The sequence below is a fragment of the Pseudoduganella sp. jia 9 genome (assembly GCF_055502615.1).
Genome location: NZ_JBUPWE010000010.1, coordinates 279,180 through 294,858 on the forward strand (window position 1 = coordinate 279,180; position 15,679 = coordinate 294,858).

General features: G+C 64.0%; 15 protein-coding genes. 10 read left to right on the forward strand and 5 right to left on the reverse strand.

Features of this window, described 5'->3' with window-relative positions; all coding sequences use genetic code 11:
* Positions 1–21: 21 nt before the first annotated feature.
* From ACY34H_RS15215 to kynU, 5 genes are all read right to left on the reverse strand, one after another.
* Positions 22–480 (reverse strand): response regulator, encoded by a 459-nt coding sequence (locus ACY34H_RS15215; RefSeq protein WP_464978312.1) that lies wholly within the window; start codon positions 478–480, stop codon positions 22–24.
* Positions 474–2,708 carry an ATP-binding protein gene (locus ACY34H_RS15220; RefSeq protein WP_464978313.1) on the reverse strand — a complete coding sequence of 745 codons (2,235 nt, stop codon included), beginning with the start codon at positions 2,706–2,708 and terminating at the stop codon, positions 474–476. The genes ACY34H_RS15215 and ACY34H_RS15220 overlap by 7 nt, the downstream gene beginning before the upstream one ends.
* A gap of 57 nt (positions 2,709–2,765) precedes the next feature.
* On the reverse strand, positions 2,766–3,437 hold the full coding sequence (locus tag ACY34H_RS15225; RefSeq protein ID WP_464978314.1) for a ribonuclease T2 family protein: 672 nt from the start codon (positions 3,435–3,437) through the stop codon (positions 2,766–2,768).
* A gap of 73 nt (positions 3,438–3,510) precedes the next feature.
* Positions 3,511–4,386 carry a tryptophan 2,3-dioxygenase gene (gene kynA / locus ACY34H_RS15230; protein ID WP_464978315.1) on the reverse strand — a complete coding sequence of 292 codons (876 nt, stop codon included), beginning with the start codon at positions 4,384–4,386 and terminating at the stop codon, positions 3,511–3,513.
* An 11-nt stretch (positions 4,387–4,397) separates the two neighbouring features.
* Positions 4,398–5,642 (reverse strand): kynureninase, encoded by a 1,245-nt coding sequence (gene kynU / locus ACY34H_RS15235; RefSeq protein WP_464978316.1) that lies wholly within the window; start codon positions 5,640–5,642, stop codon positions 4,398–4,400.
* Between the two features lie 599 nt (positions 5,643–6,241).
* On the opposite strand from kynU, the gene flhD reads away from it, so the two are divergent.
* The 10 genes from flhD to ACY34H_RS15285 all read left to right on the forward strand — a co-directional run bounded on the left by flhD (position 6,242) and on the right by ACY34H_RS15285 (position 15,673).
* A complete protein-coding gene (flhD, locus tag ACY34H_RS15240) occupies positions 6,242–6,559 on the forward strand; it encodes a flagellar transcriptional regulator FlhD (RefSeq protein WP_131144806.1) in 318 nt (105 codons plus the stop codon).
* A gap of 38 nt (positions 6,560–6,597) precedes the next feature.
* Positions 6,598–7,149: a flagellar transcriptional regulator FlhC gene (gene flhC, locus ACY34H_RS15245; protein ID WP_464978317.1), complete on the forward strand. Its 552-nt coding sequence runs from the start codon at positions 6,598–6,600 to the stop codon at positions 7,147–7,149.
* 40 nt (positions 7,150–7,189) lie between these two features.
* Positions 7,190–7,954, forward strand: coding sequence for an SAM-dependent methyltransferase (locus tag ACY34H_RS15250; protein ID WP_464978318.1), 765 nt, complete (start codon positions 7,190–7,192; stop codon positions 7,952–7,954).
* Positions 7,955–8,066: 112 nt separating this feature from the next.
* The gene (gene motA, locus ACY34H_RS15255) at positions 8,067–8,927 is read left to right on the forward strand and encodes a flagellar motor stator protein MotA (protein ID WP_137313846.1); all 861 of its coding nucleotides are present in this window, start codon (positions 8,067–8,069) and stop codon (positions 8,925–8,927) included.
* Between the two features lie 37 nt (positions 8,928–8,964).
* A complete protein-coding gene (gene motB / locus ACY34H_RS15260) occupies positions 8,965–9,909 on the forward strand; it encodes a flagellar motor protein MotB (RefSeq protein WP_464978319.1) in 945 nt (314 codons plus the stop codon).
* Between the two features lie 77 nt (positions 9,910–9,986).
* Complete coding sequence (locus ACY34H_RS15265) at positions 9,987–10,535, forward strand: chemotaxis protein (RefSeq protein WP_131144811.1); 549 nt, start codon at positions 9,987–9,989, stop codon at positions 10,533–10,535.
* Positions 10,536–10,639: 104 nt separating this feature from the next.
* Positions 10,640–11,005, forward strand: coding sequence for a response regulator (locus ACY34H_RS15270; RefSeq protein WP_131144812.1), 366 nt, complete (start codon positions 10,640–10,642; stop codon positions 11,003–11,005).
* 46 nt (positions 11,006–11,051) lie between these two features.
* Positions 11,052–13,271 (forward strand): chemotaxis protein CheA, encoded by a 2,220-nt coding sequence (gene cheA, locus ACY34H_RS15275; protein WP_464978320.1) that lies wholly within the window; start codon positions 11,052–11,054, stop codon positions 13,269–13,271.
* Between the two features lie 84 nt (positions 13,272–13,355).
* Positions 13,356–13,838, forward strand: coding sequence for a chemotaxis protein CheW (locus ACY34H_RS15280; protein WP_464978321.1), 483 nt, complete (start codon positions 13,356–13,358; stop codon positions 13,836–13,838).
* A gap of 86 nt (positions 13,839–13,924) precedes the next feature.
* On the forward strand, positions 13,925–15,673 hold the full coding sequence (locus ACY34H_RS15285) for a methyl-accepting chemotaxis protein (RefSeq protein WP_464978322.1): 1,749 nt from the start codon (positions 13,925–13,927) through the stop codon (positions 15,671–15,673).
* Positions 15,674–15,679: the final 6 nt, after the last annotated feature.

The following is a 15,679-nucleotide window of genomic DNA, read 5'->3' on the forward strand; positions in this document are numbered from 1 at the left end:
GCAGGCCGGTCCCGCGAGGGATCAGCCTACCGGCCGCACGTAGCGCTGCGAGCCGACCGGCGGTTCGTTCAGCACCGCCCAGAAAATGCCCAGGTCGGAAATCGCCCGCACGAATTCCTTGAACTCGACCGGTTTCACCACATAGGCGTTCACGTTCATCGCGTAACTGCGGATCAGGTCCTGCTCTTCGCGCGACGAAGTCAGCATCACTACCGGCAGGGGCCGCAGGTCCGGCGCCTCGCGGATCTCGCGCAGCACTTCGAGGCCGTCGACCTTCGGCAGCTTCAGGTCGAGCAGCACGACGGCCGGATTGCCTTTCTGCCGCTGCGCATGGTCGCCGCGGCAGAACAGGTAATCGAGCGCCTCGGCGCCGTCGCGCACGACGACCACCTCGTTGGCCAGCTGGCTTTTTTCCAGCGCAATCAGGGTCAGTTCGAGGTCGTGGGGATTGTCTTCCACGAGCAGGATGGGCTTTAACATACGGTCGGTAGCGAGTTGGGAATGGAAAAGGTAAAGATGGCACCCTGGCCAGGGGTACCATTGGCGGAAACCGTGCCGCCGTGGCGCTCGACGATGCGCCGCACATTGGCCAGGCCGATGCCCGTGCCCTGGAAGTCTTCCATCCGATGCAGGCGCTGGAAGACGCCGAACAGCTTGTGCACGTACTCCATATTGAAGCCGATGCCGTTGTCGGCCACCGTGAACACCGTCGCGGCGGCTTCGCGCCGGCCATCGATGCGGATCTCGGCCGGATCTTTCTGGCTGGTGAATTTCACGGCGTTGGACAGCAGATTATACAGTGCCAGCTGGATGAACGTGGGGTCGGCCACGACCGGCGGCAGGCGCCCCACGTGCCACTCGACGCGGCGGCTGCCGATATCGAGCGCCAGCTTGTCGATGCACGACTGGACCAGTTCGTTCATGTCGACATCGACCGGCCGCAGCGACGCCCGGCCCATCTGCGAGAAGCTCAGCAGGTCGTCGACCAGCTTGCCGGCCAGCCGCGCCGATTCCTTGATGTTGGTGAGGAAGCGCTGCTGCTTTTCCGGCGAGCCGCTGCCGGCCGATTCCAGCAGCAGGTCGGAAAAGCCGACGATGTGCCGCAGCGGCGCGCGCAGGTCGTGCGACACCGAGTAGGAAAACGCTTCCAGTTCCTTGTTGGCGCGGCCCAGCTCCTCGGCGAGTTCGGCCATCTGCTCGGCGCGCTCGAGCGCGATACCCAGCAGCGCCGTCCTGAATTCGAGCGCCATTTCGATCTCGCCCGGGTGCCACGGCGCCGACGTGCCGTGCACCGTCTCGCGCCACGAGTCGAAACTGGTGCGCGGGCTGAGCTGGGTGGGCGCGCCGGCGGGCGCTTCCTTCTGGTGCGGATTGCCGGCCCAGTCGATCGTATAGACCAGTTCGGGCCGGAACCACAGCAGGTAATGCTCGTGGATGCGCGAGATCGGCATCGCCAGCAGGCCGCTGGCGGCTTGCCGGTAGGCGCCCGCGGGCGCGAACTCGGTGCCCAGCCGGTCGGTGTAGTACAGGTCTTCGTGGGTATTCAGCTGCAGCCATGCAACCAGCTCGCGCAACTGGGTTTCATCGGGCGTATCGCCATAGCTGACGATGCGATCGTCGACGATGATGGCCGCGCCGCCCGCGCGCGCGAAATGCAGCAATTGCGGGAACACGTTGCCCATGTTCTCGATAAAATCGGCACCCTGCGTGAGGCCGGCCAGCACCGACACCATGATGCGCCGCACGTCCAGCCGGAACTGCAGCTCGTTGCGCACTTCCCGGCTTTCGACGCGCAGCGCCAGAATCTGGCCCAGCTGTTCGCAGGCGGTGCGCTTGTCGAACGTGACGTGGCACGGCGCGGCGTTGTGGCAGGAAATCAGGCCCCACAGCTCGCCCTTGACCATCAGCGAGACCGACATCGATGCCAGCGTGCCCATGTTGCGCATGTATTGCAGGTGCACCGGCGACACGCTGCGCAGCGTCGCGAACGACAGGTCGTTCGCGGCGCCCGTCAGCGGATTTTCCGGCGGCACCAGCCGGGACGGTTCATAGTCCGCATCGTGGATCAGCCGGATGCGGTTCGACACGTACAGCTCCCTGGCCTGCCGGGGAATGTCGGAAGCGGGAAAGCGTTGGCCGAGGTAGGAGGGCAGGGTGCCGTCGCTGCTCTCGGCAAGCACATGGCCATGGCCCTCGGCGTCGAATCGATAGACCAGCACCCGGTTGAAGCCGGTGATGTTGCGGATCTCGTCCGCAGCCCTGGCACTCATCGTTTCGACCGGATCCGTATCGTCCAGCTGCTGGAGGAAATTGCCGACCAGCGGATACAGGTGGCGGAAGTCGGCGGCGCCGGCGCGCTGCACGGCTTCGAACTCCAGCATCAGCAGTTCGTCGTAGCGGTGCGCCAGCACGTCGAAGACGCCGCCGGGCAGCCGCACGGTGGCCGCGAAGGTCGGCCGTTCGCCCGCCGCCGGCAATTCCGGCGCCAGCCGGGCCGCGGCCCCCGCATCGATCACTTCGTGCAGCGGACGACCCAGTGCGGCTGCCGGGGACAGGCCAAGGCAGCGCTCGATGTTGTCGCTCACTTGCACGACGATACCCTGCGGCGACAGCGCCAGCACGCAGCCGTGCGGCTGGATGCTGCCCGGCGTGCGGATCGCTTCGCGGTCGCAACTGCCGAGATCTATCGTGGGGGAGGTCTGTGTCATGGACAGAATTTTACCGGCAAACGCGCTCAGCTGCGCAATATCGAATCGCGATACGCTTCAACGTACGCTTTGCAGCAGGAACGACGGCTGGCCACAGCTCTTCTGCGAGAGTTTCACTTCCGCCTGCCCGCAACCGCGCGAGCTGCCATCCTTGCGGTAGCAGACGCGGATCTCCCGCAAGAAGCGGCCGGCGCCGCCGCAGAACGGCACGATGGCGTCAGCGGCCAGCCCTGGATTGGCGGCGCGGAACGCCTCCTTGAACTGGGCCGTCGTCACGCGCACCGGCTGGTCCGGCGCGCGGTACGCTGCCGGCACCACCACGCCATCCTTCAGCCTGGCCGACAGCACCAGGTATTGTTCCGGACCGAGGCCGGAGCAGGTGCCATGCTTTTTCCATTCGTGCCCGATCAGCTTGGGCGACGGATAAATGCCTTCGTACTTGCGGCGCAGCGGCTCCGGCAGCGGTTCCCGCGAGCAGCTCTGCGGATAGCCGTTCTCGTACTGCGGCCACAGGCCGTGCAGCACGAAGCCGAGCCGCCGGCCGGCGCCGCACTGGTTCGGGTCGCGCCCGCCATTGGTGGCGCAGTAGGATGGCGACCAGGATAGTGCCAGCGCGTAATAATCGAATTCGCCCGGCGTGCCATTGCTCCTGTTCTTTGCCGCGGCGGCGCTGCCGCACAGCAGTGCCGCGGCCAGCAGCAGGGCGGTGCGGGGGATTGCGTGTTTCATCATTGACTCCAGCTGATTCTGGTCTCGGACACCCGCCCAGCCGCGCCGGACGGGTGTTTGACACCGGTTTTACTCATAATTCGGTGCGCAGCGCGAACAGCTCCGGAAACAGCACCACGTCGAGCATCTTGCGCAGGTAGCTGACGCCGGCCGTGCCGCCGGTGCCGGTCTTGAAGCCGATGATGCGCTCGACGGTCGTCACGTGGCGGAAGCGCCAGAAGCGGAATGCCGTTTCCAGGTCCACCAGCTTTTCCGCCAGCTCGTACAGGGCCCAGTGCCGCGCCGGGTCGCGGTACACCTCCAGCCACGCCGCCTTGACCGAGTCGTCCGCCGCGGTCGGCAACGTGGGGTCGGCCGCCAACCGGGCGCCGGAGACCGGCAGGCCGTTGCGGGCCAGCAGGCGGATCGCCTCGTCGTAGACGGACGGTTCATGAAGCGCGCGGTGCAGGATGTCATGCGTGGCAGGCGTGGTTTCATGCACGGCCAGCAGTTGCGCGTTCTTATTACCCAGGATGAATTCGATCTCGCGGTACTGGTAGGACTGGAAACCGGACGAAGCGCCCAGGTAGGGGCGGATCGCCGTGTACTCGGGTGGCGTCATCGTCGCCAGCACGTCCCAGGCGTGCACCAGCTGGTCCATGATGCGGGCCACGCGCGCCAGCATCTTGAAGGCGGGCGGCAGGTCGTCGCGTCGGATGTGCTCGCGCACCGCGTGCATCTCGTGCAGCATCAGCTTCATCCACAGTTCGCTGGTCTGGTGCTGCACGATGAACAGCAGTTCGTTGTGGTTCGGCGACCGGGGGTGCTGCGCGTTCAGGATCTGTTCCAGGCCGAGATAGTCGCCGTAGCTCATCGACTTCGAGAAATCCATCTGCGCGCCGTGCCATTGCGCGTCGCTCGGGTCCTTGTTCCCGTCCTTGTTCTTGTCTTTGTTCTTGTCTTCGTTCATGCGGGAGGCCTTCAGGTGACCGTGCCGCGCGCGGCGTTCACGTCATAGGCATCTTCGTCGAGGATCTGCTTCAGGATGGCGACCGCATCCCATACCTCGGCAAAGCTGGTATACAGCGGCGTGAAGCCGAAACGCATGATGTGCGGCTCGCGGTAGTCGCCGATCACGCCGCGCGCAATCAGCGCCTGCATGACCGCGTAGCCGTGCGGGTGGGTAAAGCTGACATGGCTGCCGCGCCGGGCATGCTCGCGCGGCGTCACCAGTTCGAGCGGATGGCCGGCACAGCGCTGTTCGACCAGCGCGATGAACAGGTCCGTCAACGCCAGCGACTTGGCGCGCAATGCCGCCATGTCGGTTTGCGCGAACACGTCCAGCCCGCATTCGACCAGTGCCAGCGATACCACCGGCTGGGTGCCGCACAGCGCGCGGCCGATGCCGGCGCACGGCGCGAACGAGGGCGCCATCGCGAACGGCGCGGCATGCCCCCACCAGCCGGACAGCGGCTGCGCGAACGCGGCCTGGTGCCGCGCGGGCACCCAGATGAACGCCGGGGCGCCGGGGCCGCCGTTCAGGTATTTATAGGTGCAGCCGACCGCGAAGTCGGCGCGCGCGCCATGCAGGTCGACCGGCACCGCGCCGGCCGAATGGGCCAGGTCCCATACCGTCAGCGCGCCATGTTCGTGGGCCAGCGCCGTCAGCGCCGCCATGTCATGCATGTGGCCGGTGCGGTAGTTTACATGGGTCAGCAGCAGCACGGCCGTGTCGTCACCCAGCGCGGCCGGGATCTCGTCGGGGCTGTCGACCAGGCGCACCGTATGGCCCCGTGCCAGCCAGCCGGACAGGCCCTCGGCCATGTAGATATCGGTAGGAAAATTGCTGCGCTCGGTCACGATCGCCACCCGGCGCGGATCGGCCGATTGCATTGCCAGCGCCCCGGCCAGCGCCTTGAACAGGTTGACCGATGTGGTGTCCGTCACCACGACTTCACCGGCCTGCGCGCCGATCAGCGGCGCCAGCCGGTCGCCCAGCCGCTTCGGAAGGTCGAACCACCCGGCCGTGTTCCAGCTGGTGATCAGGTCCTTGCCCCATTCCTGCGCGATGACATGGGCGGCGCGGGCCGCCGCGGCGCGCGGGCGCGCGCCCAGCGAGTTACCGTCCAGGTAAATGACGCCGGCCGGCAATTCGAACGCATCGCGCAGCGGCGCCAGGGGATCGGCGGCATCGCGGGCGAGGCAATCGTTACGGGAGAGATTCATGGTGCTCTGGCAAAGGGCGCTTGTCGGACAAAGCCGGGAGTGTAACATGGCAGCGATGTCATATAGACATTGCTTATCTCCCGTATAACATGCTGTTTTAAATGGCTGAAATACCAATTGATAAAAAAGCAGTTGATTTAATGTCAGTTGATATTATTGCAGCATGACGTCGGTCCGAAAAAAATGAATAATTTTTTCGAAAGGGCCCTAAAGTTCCCGCCGTCCCCGCCGTTACCCCATCCAGATACCCGGAAAAGCCCTTCTGTTCGTTGCATTGGATGACAGGAAAAAATCTTAAAATTTTTTGCTGTCGACCCTAAAGTTTCCAAAAGGGCTGCCGTTACCGGTTCAGATGTCGCTAAAAAGCGTCAGCCAATCATCTTTATCGGCGCGTGTTCGAGCAGTTTTCCAGCCGCCGCCACAATCCGCAAAGCCGCGCCAATACTGGCGCGCCGCTATGATCGCCCTGCGTTTGTCAGACAAACGCCGACAGGGCGCGATCGTCATTTCCCTACCGCAAATACAGACGGCAGCCTCTTCTCGTGCTCGGGGCCCTACCGCAGAATGTGTCTCAACGGAAACGCTTTGAGGAGCACACAATGACTGCGAACGACATGATGGCCGAGATCCGCGATGCGAATCTTTCCTACCTGATGCTGGCCCAGCAGATGATTCGCGCGGACAAGGTGACCGCCATCTTCCGCCTGGGTATCTCGGCCGACATCGCCGACCTGATCGAAGGTATGAGCAATGCCCAGATCCTGAAGCTCGCCGGCGGCAACATGATGCTGGCCCGCTTCCGCTTCGACGACAGCGCGATCCTGGGCATGCTCACCAATTACAACAAGGACCGTTCGCTGGCCCAGTCGCACGCGGCGATCCTGATGGCTGGACAGGGCGTCGAAGAAATCGCCTGAGCGGTACACTGACCGATAACGTTGGACGGGGAATGAATATGAGCAATGCCGGCAAAAAAAGCGTCGTCAGCGAAGCGCAGGAAATCGGGCTCGCGATCGAGTTGATCAACCTGGGCGCACGGTTGCAACTGCTGGAATCCGAAGTGTCGCTGTCGCGCGAACGCCTGCTGAAGCTGTACAAGGAGCTGAAAGGCGTGTCGCCGCCGAAAGGCATGCTGCCGTTCTCGACCGACTGGTTCCTGACCTGGCAGCCGAACATCCATGCCTCACTGTTCATCAACATCCATGATTTCCTGGTCCGGCATGCTGGCGCCAGCGGCATCCACGCGGTGATGAAGGCCTATCAGCTGTACCTGGAACAGATGCCGCCGGCGCAGGGCGAGGAGCCGCTGCTGTCGCTGACGCGCGCCTGGACGCTGGTGCGCTTCTTCGGCAGCCGGATGCTGGAATTGAAGGCCTGCAAGAAATGTCAGGGCAAATTCATCGTCAACGGCATGGACCTGAACGGCGATTACCACTGCGGCCTGTGCCATATGCCGTCGCGGGCCGGCAAGACCCGGAAAGCCAAAGAAGAGCCAGTCGCCGCGTGATTCGATCACAACGTTCCGTTAAAGAAAGCCGGGGTGGCGCATGACGCCAACCCGGCTTTTTCTTTTGCCGGCGGTGCGCGCCTTGCTGGCGCAACTGGGCGCGCTGCTGCCCACCGCCGCGCTCGGCATTGTGCTCGATACCTTCGGCCATGGCCTGACGTTACTGGAGGCCGCCGCGCTGCAGGGCGCCATGGCCATGCTGATTACGTGGAAAATCGGCCTGGCGCCGTGGTGGCGCATCATCCAGCTGCTGTTCCCGGTCGCGCTGCTGGCGGCGCTGGCGCTGCGCCTGCCGCCGGTGCTGTTCCTCGCCGTGTTCGTCGTGCTGCTGGGCTGGTACTGGTCGACGTTCCGTACCCAGGTGCCGTATTTCCCGTCCAACCCGGCTGTATGGCAGGCGGTCGAAGCCTTGTTGCCACGCCGGCCGGGTGTGCGTGCGATCGATGTCGGCAGCGGTCTGGGCGGCTTCACGCTGCACCTGGCGCGCGTGCGGCCGGATGCCGAATGCGCCGGCATCGAACTGGCGCCATTGCCTTACCTGTATTCGACGTTGCGCGCAAAAATGACCGGCAGCCGCGCACGATTCATCCGCGGCGATTATGAAAAGATTCATTTCGGCGAGTATGACCTGGTGTTTGCTTATTTATCACCAGCGGTAATGACAGGTTTATTTGATAAGGCGCGCCGGGAAATGAAAGTTGGTAGCTTGCTAGTGAGTTACGAATTTAATATCCCGGGTTTCAAACCGGACAAGACCATCTTTACCACAGAGGGGGCGCAACCGCTATTTGTTTGGGTGTTTTGATTGGCTTTCTCTTGCGAGCCCGGCTTTCTCACGCTATTGTAGTTCCCTGTGGAATTATTTTGCCGTGCGCTGATTTGCCGGATGTATGGCCACTTCATAGGAGTTATCAGGCTTGCTAGTTATTATTGGTTACGTTGTCGTCTGTTTCAGCGTATTCGGCGGATTCGTGATGTCGGGCGGACACGTCGCGGTGCTGTTTCAGCCGCTGGAACTGCTGATGATCGGCGGCGCCGCGCTGGGCGCATTCTTCGTCGGCAACAACAGCAAGGCCATCAAGGCCACGCTGGCGGCCCTGCCCACCCTGTTCAAGGGCTCGCGGTACACCAAGGAACTGTACATGGACCTGATGTCGCTGTTGTTCGACATCCTCTCCAAGGTGCGCAAGGAAGGCCTGATGTCCATCGAAGGCGATATCGAAACGCCGGAACAGAGCCCGCTGTTCTCCAAGTACCCGTCGGTGCTGGAGGATCACCACGTCGTGGAATTCATGACCGACTACCTGCGCCTGATGGTGTCGGGGAATATGGATGCGTTCCAGATCGAGAACCTGATGGATAACGAACTGGAAACCCACCACCATGAGGGGGCCGTGCCTGCGCACGTGCTGGCCAAACTGGGCGACGGCTTGCCGGCGTTCGGCATCGTGGCGGCGGTGATGGGCGTGGTGCACACGATGGAATCGGTGGGTTTGCCGCCTGCCGAACTGGGCATCCTGATCGCCAAGGCGCTGGTCGGCACCTTCCTCGGTATCCTGCTGGCCTACGGATTCGTGGGCCCGCTGGCCAATCTGATCGAACAGAAGCTGGAAGAGTCGACCAAGATGTTCCAGTGCGTGAAAGTCACGCTGCTGGCCAGCCTGAACGGCTACGCGCCGGCTCTCGCCGTGGAGTTCGGCCGCAAAGTGCTGTACTCGACTGAACGACCCACGTTCGCGGAGCTGGAAGATCACATCAAGAAGTCCAAGTCCAAATAAGTGATGGGCATGAACATCCTGAGCGGGAGCATCCACCATGGCTGATGAAGGCCTGCGGCCCATTATCGTCAAGCGCATCAAGAAAGGCGGCGGCGGCCACCACGGCGGCGCATGGAAGATTGCGTATGCCGACTTCGTGACGGCGATGATGGCCTTTTTCCTGTTGATGTGGCTGCTCGGTTCGACGACCAAGGGCGACCTGAACGGCATCTCGGAATTCTTCAAGACGCCACTGAAGGTGGCGATGCAGGGCGGCTCGGGCAGCGGCGACAGCTCGTCCGTGATCCCCGGCGGCGGCAAGGACCTGACCCGCAAGGATGGCCAGGTGAAGGGCGGCGACGACCCGGCCACGACGAAGAAGACATTCAACCTGACCGCGGCGAAGCAGGCGATGGAGCGGGAAGAAACGCAGCGCCTGCAGGGGCTGAAGGACAGGCTGCAGCAAAAGATCGAGAATTCGCCGGCGCTGCAGAAGTTCAAGAACCAGCTGCTGCTCGACTTTACCAGCGAAGGCCTGCGGATCCAGATCGTGGATGAGCAGAACCGGCCGATGTTCCCCAGCGCGAAAGCCGAGCTGGCCGGTTATACCCGCGAGATCCTGCAGGAGATCGGCCCGATCCTGAACGATGTGCCGAACAAGATCGGCCTGTCCGGCCATACCGACGCCACGCCGTATTTCTCGGAAAACGGCTACAGCAACTGGGAACTTTCAGCCGATCGCGCGAACGCGTCGCGGCGCGCGCTCGTCCAGGGCGGGATGCAGGACAATAAGGTGATGCGCGTGGTGGGCCTGGGCTCGGCCGTGAACCTGGACCGCAAGGATCCGTTCAACCCGATCAACCGGCGCATCAGCATCATCGTGATGAACAAGAAAACGGAAGAGGGCCTGATGCGCGATGCCGGCAAGCTCGAGATCGGCGCCGGCGCCGAGGCCGCGCAGGACGCGACGGCAGCGCTGGCAGCGCCCCCGGCAGGGCGCTGACGGCACGGCGCCGAAGGTGCGGCGCCGATGCAGCGAACCCGAGCAACCCACGCAACAAGAGTCAACGCGAGAAGCACATGAACAGAAAAAAAATCCTCGGCTCCCACGTGAAGCGCCTGCTGTCCGGTGTGTCGGACCACGGCAAGCGGCACCTCACGGAAGTGGAGACCGACCTGCTGCAGACCAACCTGCTGCTGGAAGAGGCGATCGAGAAACTGTCGCAGAATTTCATGGCGATCCACTCGGCCGTCAACGACCAGCAAGGCACGATCCGCCTGCTGCTCGATGGCGGCACGCCCTCGCTCGACGCCAAGGAAAAGCTCGAGGCGATGAACGATCAAGTCGGCACGTACGTCAACGCGGCGATCACCAGCATGCAGTTCCAGGACATGACGAGCCAGCTGATCGACCGCACGCTGAAACGCGTGACGGGCCTGCGCGAATTCCTGGCCACGCTGGGCGCGCATGGCGCCGAGATGAACCCGGACAGCGACAACGACGAGATGGTGGAACTGCTGGGCAAGGTCAGCATGGCGCTGGCGATCCAGAGCCTGGAATTGCGCAATGTGCTGCGCAAGGCCGTCAGCCAGAAGCATCTCGAGAGCGGCGACATCGAACTGTTCTAGGCGCGCTGTTGCCAGGCGCCTGCCCGGACGATACACAGATAGAAACCACAGTGGGCCGCCAAGTGCCCGACATTCAGCAATCAGTAGATAAGTGAGATAACAACATGGCTAAAACGATTCTTGCGGTTGACGATTCCAGTTCCCTGCGCCAGATGGTGGCATTCAGCCTGAAGGCCGCCGGTTACCAGGTGGTGGAAGCCGTCGACGGCGTGGACGGCCTGGAAAAAGCCAAGCAGGGCGCCGTGGACCTGGTGCTGACCGACCAGAACATGCCGAAGATGGACGGCCTGCAGCTCATCAAGAGCCTGCGCGAACTGCCGGCGTACGCCAAGACGCCGATCCTGATGCTGACCACCGAATCGTCCGACGAGATGAAGGCCAAGGGCCGCGCGGCCGGCGCCAACGGCTGGCTGGTCAAGCCGTTCGACCCGCAGCGCCTGATCGAGGTGGTCAAGAAGGTCATCGGCTGATCATGCGTGCCGCAAGCCTGGCAAACAGCATTCGCGGAGTAGCGCCATGACCATCGATATTAGCCAGTTCTTCCAGGTCTTCTTCGACGAGGCCGAGGAGCTGCTGGCTGAAATGGAACGGCTGCTGCTGGCGGTCGACGTCGAGGCGCCGACCGAGGAAGACCTGAACGCGATCTTCCGTACCGCCCATTCCGTCAAGGGAGGCGCCGGCACGTTCGGCCTGACCGACATGACCGAAGTCACCCATATCCTGGAAACCCTGCTGGACCGGATCCGCAAGGGCGAGATGGCGCTCACGCTCGACCATGTCGACGCCTTCCTGGCCGCCAAGGACGCGCTGAAGATGCAGCTCGACGGCCACCGCCTGGGCACCCCGGTCGACCAGGACGCCGTCGGCGACGTGCGGATGATGCTGCAGCACCTGGCGCAGGACGTGCAGGTGGAAGCGATCGCCCACGTGGCGCCGGCCTTCCAGGGCGCCGCCGCGGAAACCGAGACGGTGGACCACAGCGGCGGGCGCCGCTGGCGCCTCGAGCTGCCGAAGATGGCCCATCGCGAGGTGACGGCTCTGGCGGCCGAGCTGGGCCTGCTGGCCCACGTGGTCGTCACGCCGATCGACAGCGAGCGCAACGCGATGGTCGTCACCACGCATGAAAGCCTGGACGATATCGTGGCGATCTGTTCGTTCGTGCTGAACACGGAAGACATGCATATCGTCGAGCTGCCGCCGCTGACGGACGAGCAGGCGGCGCTGGAGCAGGCCGCGCGCAGGGAAGTGGAGGACGACCTCGGCTACGGCTTCTTCGAACCGCTCACGGGCGCGGAAAAGACCGCCACGCAGGCCGGCGAAGGCTATGGCTTCTTCCAGCCGCTGGAAGAAATCCGCGCCGGCGCCGCCAGCGCCGGCGACGACGCGCGCGGCTACGGCTTCTTCCAGCCGGTCGAGCAGATCCGCGCCGCCGCCGGCATCAAGGACGCCCCGGCGCCCGAGCAGGCGGCCGAGGAACGCAAGGCGCTGAAGAAGGAAGTGGAGAAGGCGGCGGCCGCCGTCGCGCACGGTCCCGGCGCCGAATCGTCGTCGATCCGCGTGTCGATCGAAAAGGTGGACCAGCTGATCAACCTGGTCGGCGAACTGGTGATCACGCAGGCGATGATCGAGCAGCGTGTCGATGCACTGGACCCAATGGTGCACGAGAAACTGCTGGCCTCGGTGGGCCAGCTGACGCGCAACACCCGCGACCTGCAGGAAGCGGTGATGTCGATCCGCATGATGCCGATGGACTTCGTGTTTTCGCGCTTCCCGCGCATGGTGCGCGATCTCGCGACCAAGCTGGGCAAGAAGGTCGACTTCATCACCAACGGCGCGGCCACGGAACTGGACAAGGGCCTGATCGAGCGCATCGTCGACCCGCTGACGCACCTGGTGCGCAACAGCATCGACCACGGCATCGAGATGCCGGAGGTGCGCCGTGCGGCCGGCAAGGCCGACGCGGGCCGGCTGTTCCTGTCGGCCTCGCACCAGGGCGGCAACATCATCATCGAGGTATCGGACGATGGTGGCGGCTTGAACCGCGAACGGATTCTCGCCAAGGCGCGCCAGAACGGCCTGCCGGTATCGGACACGATGCCCGACGCCGAGGTGTGGCAGCTGATCTTCGCGCCGGGTTTCTCGACGGCCGAGCAGGTGACCGACGTTTCCGGCCGCGGCGTGGGCATGGATGTGGTCAAGCGCAACATCACGGCGATGGGTGGCACCGTCGACATCCGCTCGGCGAAGGGTTTCGGCACGACGATCTCGATCTCGCTGCCGCTGACGCTGGCGATCCTGGACGGCATGTCGATCCGGGTCGGCGAGGAGGTGTACATCCTGCCGCTGGGCTTCGTGGTCGAATCGCTGCAGCCCGAGCAGAAGGAGGTGCGCGAGATCACCGGCAAGGGCCGCGTGGTCAAGGTGCGCGGCGAATACCTGCCGCTGATTCCGCTGTACCAGATGTTCGGCATCGTGCCGCGCTTTGCCGAACCGTGGGAAGGGATCCTGGTGATCCTGGAAACGGAAGGCAGGAAGGCCTGCCTGTTCGTCGACGAACTGGTCGGCCAGCAGCAGGTCGTGGTGAAGAACCTGGAATCGAATTATCGCAAGGTGGCCGGCATTTCCGGCGCCACGATTCTCGGCGACGGCGGCGTGGCACTGATCCTGGACGTGGCGGCGCTGATCCGCTCGTCGCGCCAGCTGGTCGGCGAATCCACGCTGAACGCGCTGGGCTGACATGGACGACGGCGCGGGCGACCGCGCGGCTTCCGGCCCTCACCCCAAACCGAATTGAACTACCTGAATAGCAAAGGACACAATATGGCAGACGCAAACCAGCATGCCGACATCGCGGGCCACGAGTTCCTGGCCTTCACGTTGGGCAAGGAAGAATACGGCATCGATATCCTGAAAGTGCAGGAAATCCGCGGCTACGAAGCGGTCACCCGGATCGCCAACGCGCCCGAGTTCATCAAGGGCGTGATCAACCTGCGCGGCATCATCATCCCGGTGGTGGACATGCGCATCAAGTTCCGCCTCGGCGAGCCGGTGTACGACCAGTTCACGGTGGTGATCATCCTGAACATCAACGGCCGCGTGGTGGGCATGGTGGTGGACAGCGTGTCCGACGTGATCACGCTGGAACCGGACCAGATCAAGCCGTCGCCGGAAATGGGCACCGTGTTCTCTTCCGAGTACATGATCGGCCTGGGCACCGTCGGCGAACGGATGCTGATCCTGATGGACATCGACAAGCTGATGTCGAGCCCGGAAATGGGCTTGATGGACAAGACCGCCGCGTAAGCGGACAACACACACATACGACAGGCGGCCAGCGCCCCGCAGAGGGCGCGCAGCACGCAGGGTACATCGAGGGAACGGGGTTTTACATGAACGTACGCAATTTCAAGATTGGTACGCGCCTGGGCATCGGGTTCGGCATCATCCTGCTGATCCTGGTGGCGCTGGTGCTGACCGCCAACGGACTGAATCATCGCAACAAGTCGCAGCTCAACGAAGGGCTGGAGCTGACCAGCGCCAAGACCCGCAATGCGACGGCGATGAAGAGCGCGATGCTGGAATCGGGCATCGCCATGCGCAATATCGGCCTGCAATCGGATGTCGAGCTGATGCAGAAGGAAGAAGCCAAGGTCAAGGCGCAGCAGGTGCGCTATTCGGAAGCGCTGGACAGGCTGGAAAAGCTGGGGCTGGACGACGCCGAGAAAAAGGTGCTGGCCGAGCTGGCGGCGGTGGACAAGGACGTCGATGCCGCGTTCAAGGAAGCGATGGCGCAGGTGATGGCCTTCAATGCCGAGGGCGCGACCAAGATCATCTCGGGCCGCATCGATCCGCTCAACACGCGCTCGCTGACGGACCTCAATCGCCTGCTGGACATGCAGCATGCGGCGCAAAAGGCGTTCCAGCAACGCTCGGTGGAAGCGGACAACGGCGTGCTGATGCTGACACTGCTGCTGGGCGCGCTGGGCGTTGCCGTGGGCGTGGTATGCGCGGTCTTCACCACGCGCTCGATCACCGTGCCGCTGGCCGGTGCCGTCGAAGTGGCGCAGCGTGTCGCCGCCGGCGAACTGACTTCGCGCGTCGTCGTCGAGGGCAGGGATGAAACCAGCGAACTGCTGCAGGCGCTGAAGGACATGAACGACAGCCTGGTAAAGACCGTGGGCCAGGTGCGCAGCGGTACCGAGACCATCGCGCTGGCATCGCAGGAAATCGCTTCGGGCAACGCCGACCTGTCGGCGCGCACCGAAACGCAGGCCAGCTCGCTGGGCGAGACCGCCTCGTCGATGGGCACGCTGACCTCGACCGTGAAGCAGAATGCCGACAACGCGCGGCAGGCTAACCAGCTTGCCGTCTCGGCTTCCTCGGTGGCGGAGAAGGGCGGCCAGGTGGTCTCGCAGGTGGTCGACACGATGGGCTCCATCAAGGCCAGCTCGTCGAAGATCGTCGACATCATCGGCGTCATCGACGGCATCGCGTTCCAGACCAACATCCTGGCGCTGAATGCCGCGGTGGAGGCGGCCCGGGCCGGCGAGCAGGGCCGCGGCTTCGCGGTGGTGGCTTCCGAAGTGCGCAACCTGGCGCAGCGCTCGGCCAGCGCGGCCAAGGAAATCAAGGCGCTGATCGACGATTCCGTGACCAAGGTCGATGCCGGCGGCAAGCTGGTCGACGAGGCCGGCCAGACCATGGAGCTGATCGTCACGTCGATCCGCCAGGTGGCCGACATCATGGGCGAGATCACCGCCGCCACGCAGGAACAGAGCCAGGGCATCGAAGAGGTGAACATGTCGATCGCGCAGATGGACGACATGACGCAGCAGAATGCGGCGCTGGTGGAACAGGCCGCGGCGGCGGCCGAGAGCATGCAGGACCAGGCGCAGCGCCTGGCCGAGGCGGTGGCGATCTTCAAGCTGGGCGGTGAACAGGCCGCTGCGGTGGCGCGCCCGGCGGTGAAGGCGGCCTCGCAGCCGGCAACCCTGGCGGCAGTCAAACCCGCGGCCACGGGGGGAGCCACGGGGGTAGCCAGACCTGCAGTCAAACCCCTTCCTGCCGTGACCATGGCCAAGGCGCCGGCGAAGAAGGCCGCGCCGGCGCCGGCGGGCGACGACTGGGAAGAGTTCTGAGGCCCC

What these genes read in the sequence shown, in the direction of transcription:
- ACY34H_RS15215 (WP_464978312.1), bottom strand. Translation starts at nt 480, where the DNA reads ATGTTAAAGCCCATCCTGCTCGTGGAAGACAATCCCCACGACCTCGAA.
- ACY34H_RS15220 (WP_464978313.1), bottom strand. Translation starts at nt 2,708, where the DNA reads ATGACACAGACCTCCCCCACGATAGATCTCGGCAGTTGCGACCGCGAA.
- ACY34H_RS15225 (WP_464978314.1), bottom strand. Translation starts at nt 3,437, where the DNA reads ATGAAACACGCAATCCCCCGCACCGCCCTGCTGCTGGCCGCGGCACTG.
- kynA (WP_464978315.1), bottom strand. Translation starts at nt 4,386, where the DNA reads ATGAACGAAGACAAGAACAAAGACAAGAACAAGGACGGGAACAAGGAC.
- kynU (WP_464978316.1), bottom strand. Translation starts at nt 5,642, where the DNA reads ATGAATCTCTCCCGTAACGATTGCCTCGCCCGCGATGCCGCCGATCCC.
- flhD (WP_131144806.1), top strand. Translation starts at nt 6,242, where the DNA reads ATGACTGCGAACGACATGATGGCCGAGATCCGCGATGCGAATCTTTCC.
- flhC (WP_464978317.1), top strand. Translation starts at nt 6,598, where the DNA reads ATGAGCAATGCCGGCAAAAAAAGCGTCGTCAGCGAAGCGCAGGAAATC.
- ACY34H_RS15250 (WP_464978318.1), top strand. Translation starts at nt 7,190, where the DNA reads ATGACGCCAACCCGGCTTTTTCTTTTGCCGGCGGTGCGCGCCTTGCTG.
- motB (WP_464978319.1), top strand. Translation starts at nt 8,965, where the DNA reads ATGGCTGATGAAGGCCTGCGGCCCATTATCGTCAAGCGCATCAAGAAA.
- ACY34H_RS15265 (WP_131144811.1), top strand. Translation starts at nt 9,987, where the DNA reads ATGAACAGAAAAAAAATCCTCGGCTCCCACGTGAAGCGCCTGCTGTCC.
- ACY34H_RS15270 (WP_131144812.1), top strand. Translation starts at nt 10,640, where the DNA reads ATGGCTAAAACGATTCTTGCGGTTGACGATTCCAGTTCCCTGCGCCAG.
- cheA (WP_464978320.1), top strand. Translation starts at nt 11,052, where the DNA reads ATGACCATCGATATTAGCCAGTTCTTCCAGGTCTTCTTCGACGAGGCC.
- ACY34H_RS15280 (WP_464978321.1), top strand. Translation starts at nt 13,356, where the DNA reads ATGGCAGACGCAAACCAGCATGCCGACATCGCGGGCCACGAGTTCCTG.
- ACY34H_RS15285 (WP_464978322.1), top strand. Translation starts at nt 13,925, where the DNA reads ATGAACGTACGCAATTTCAAGATTGGTACGCGCCTGGGCATCGGGTTC.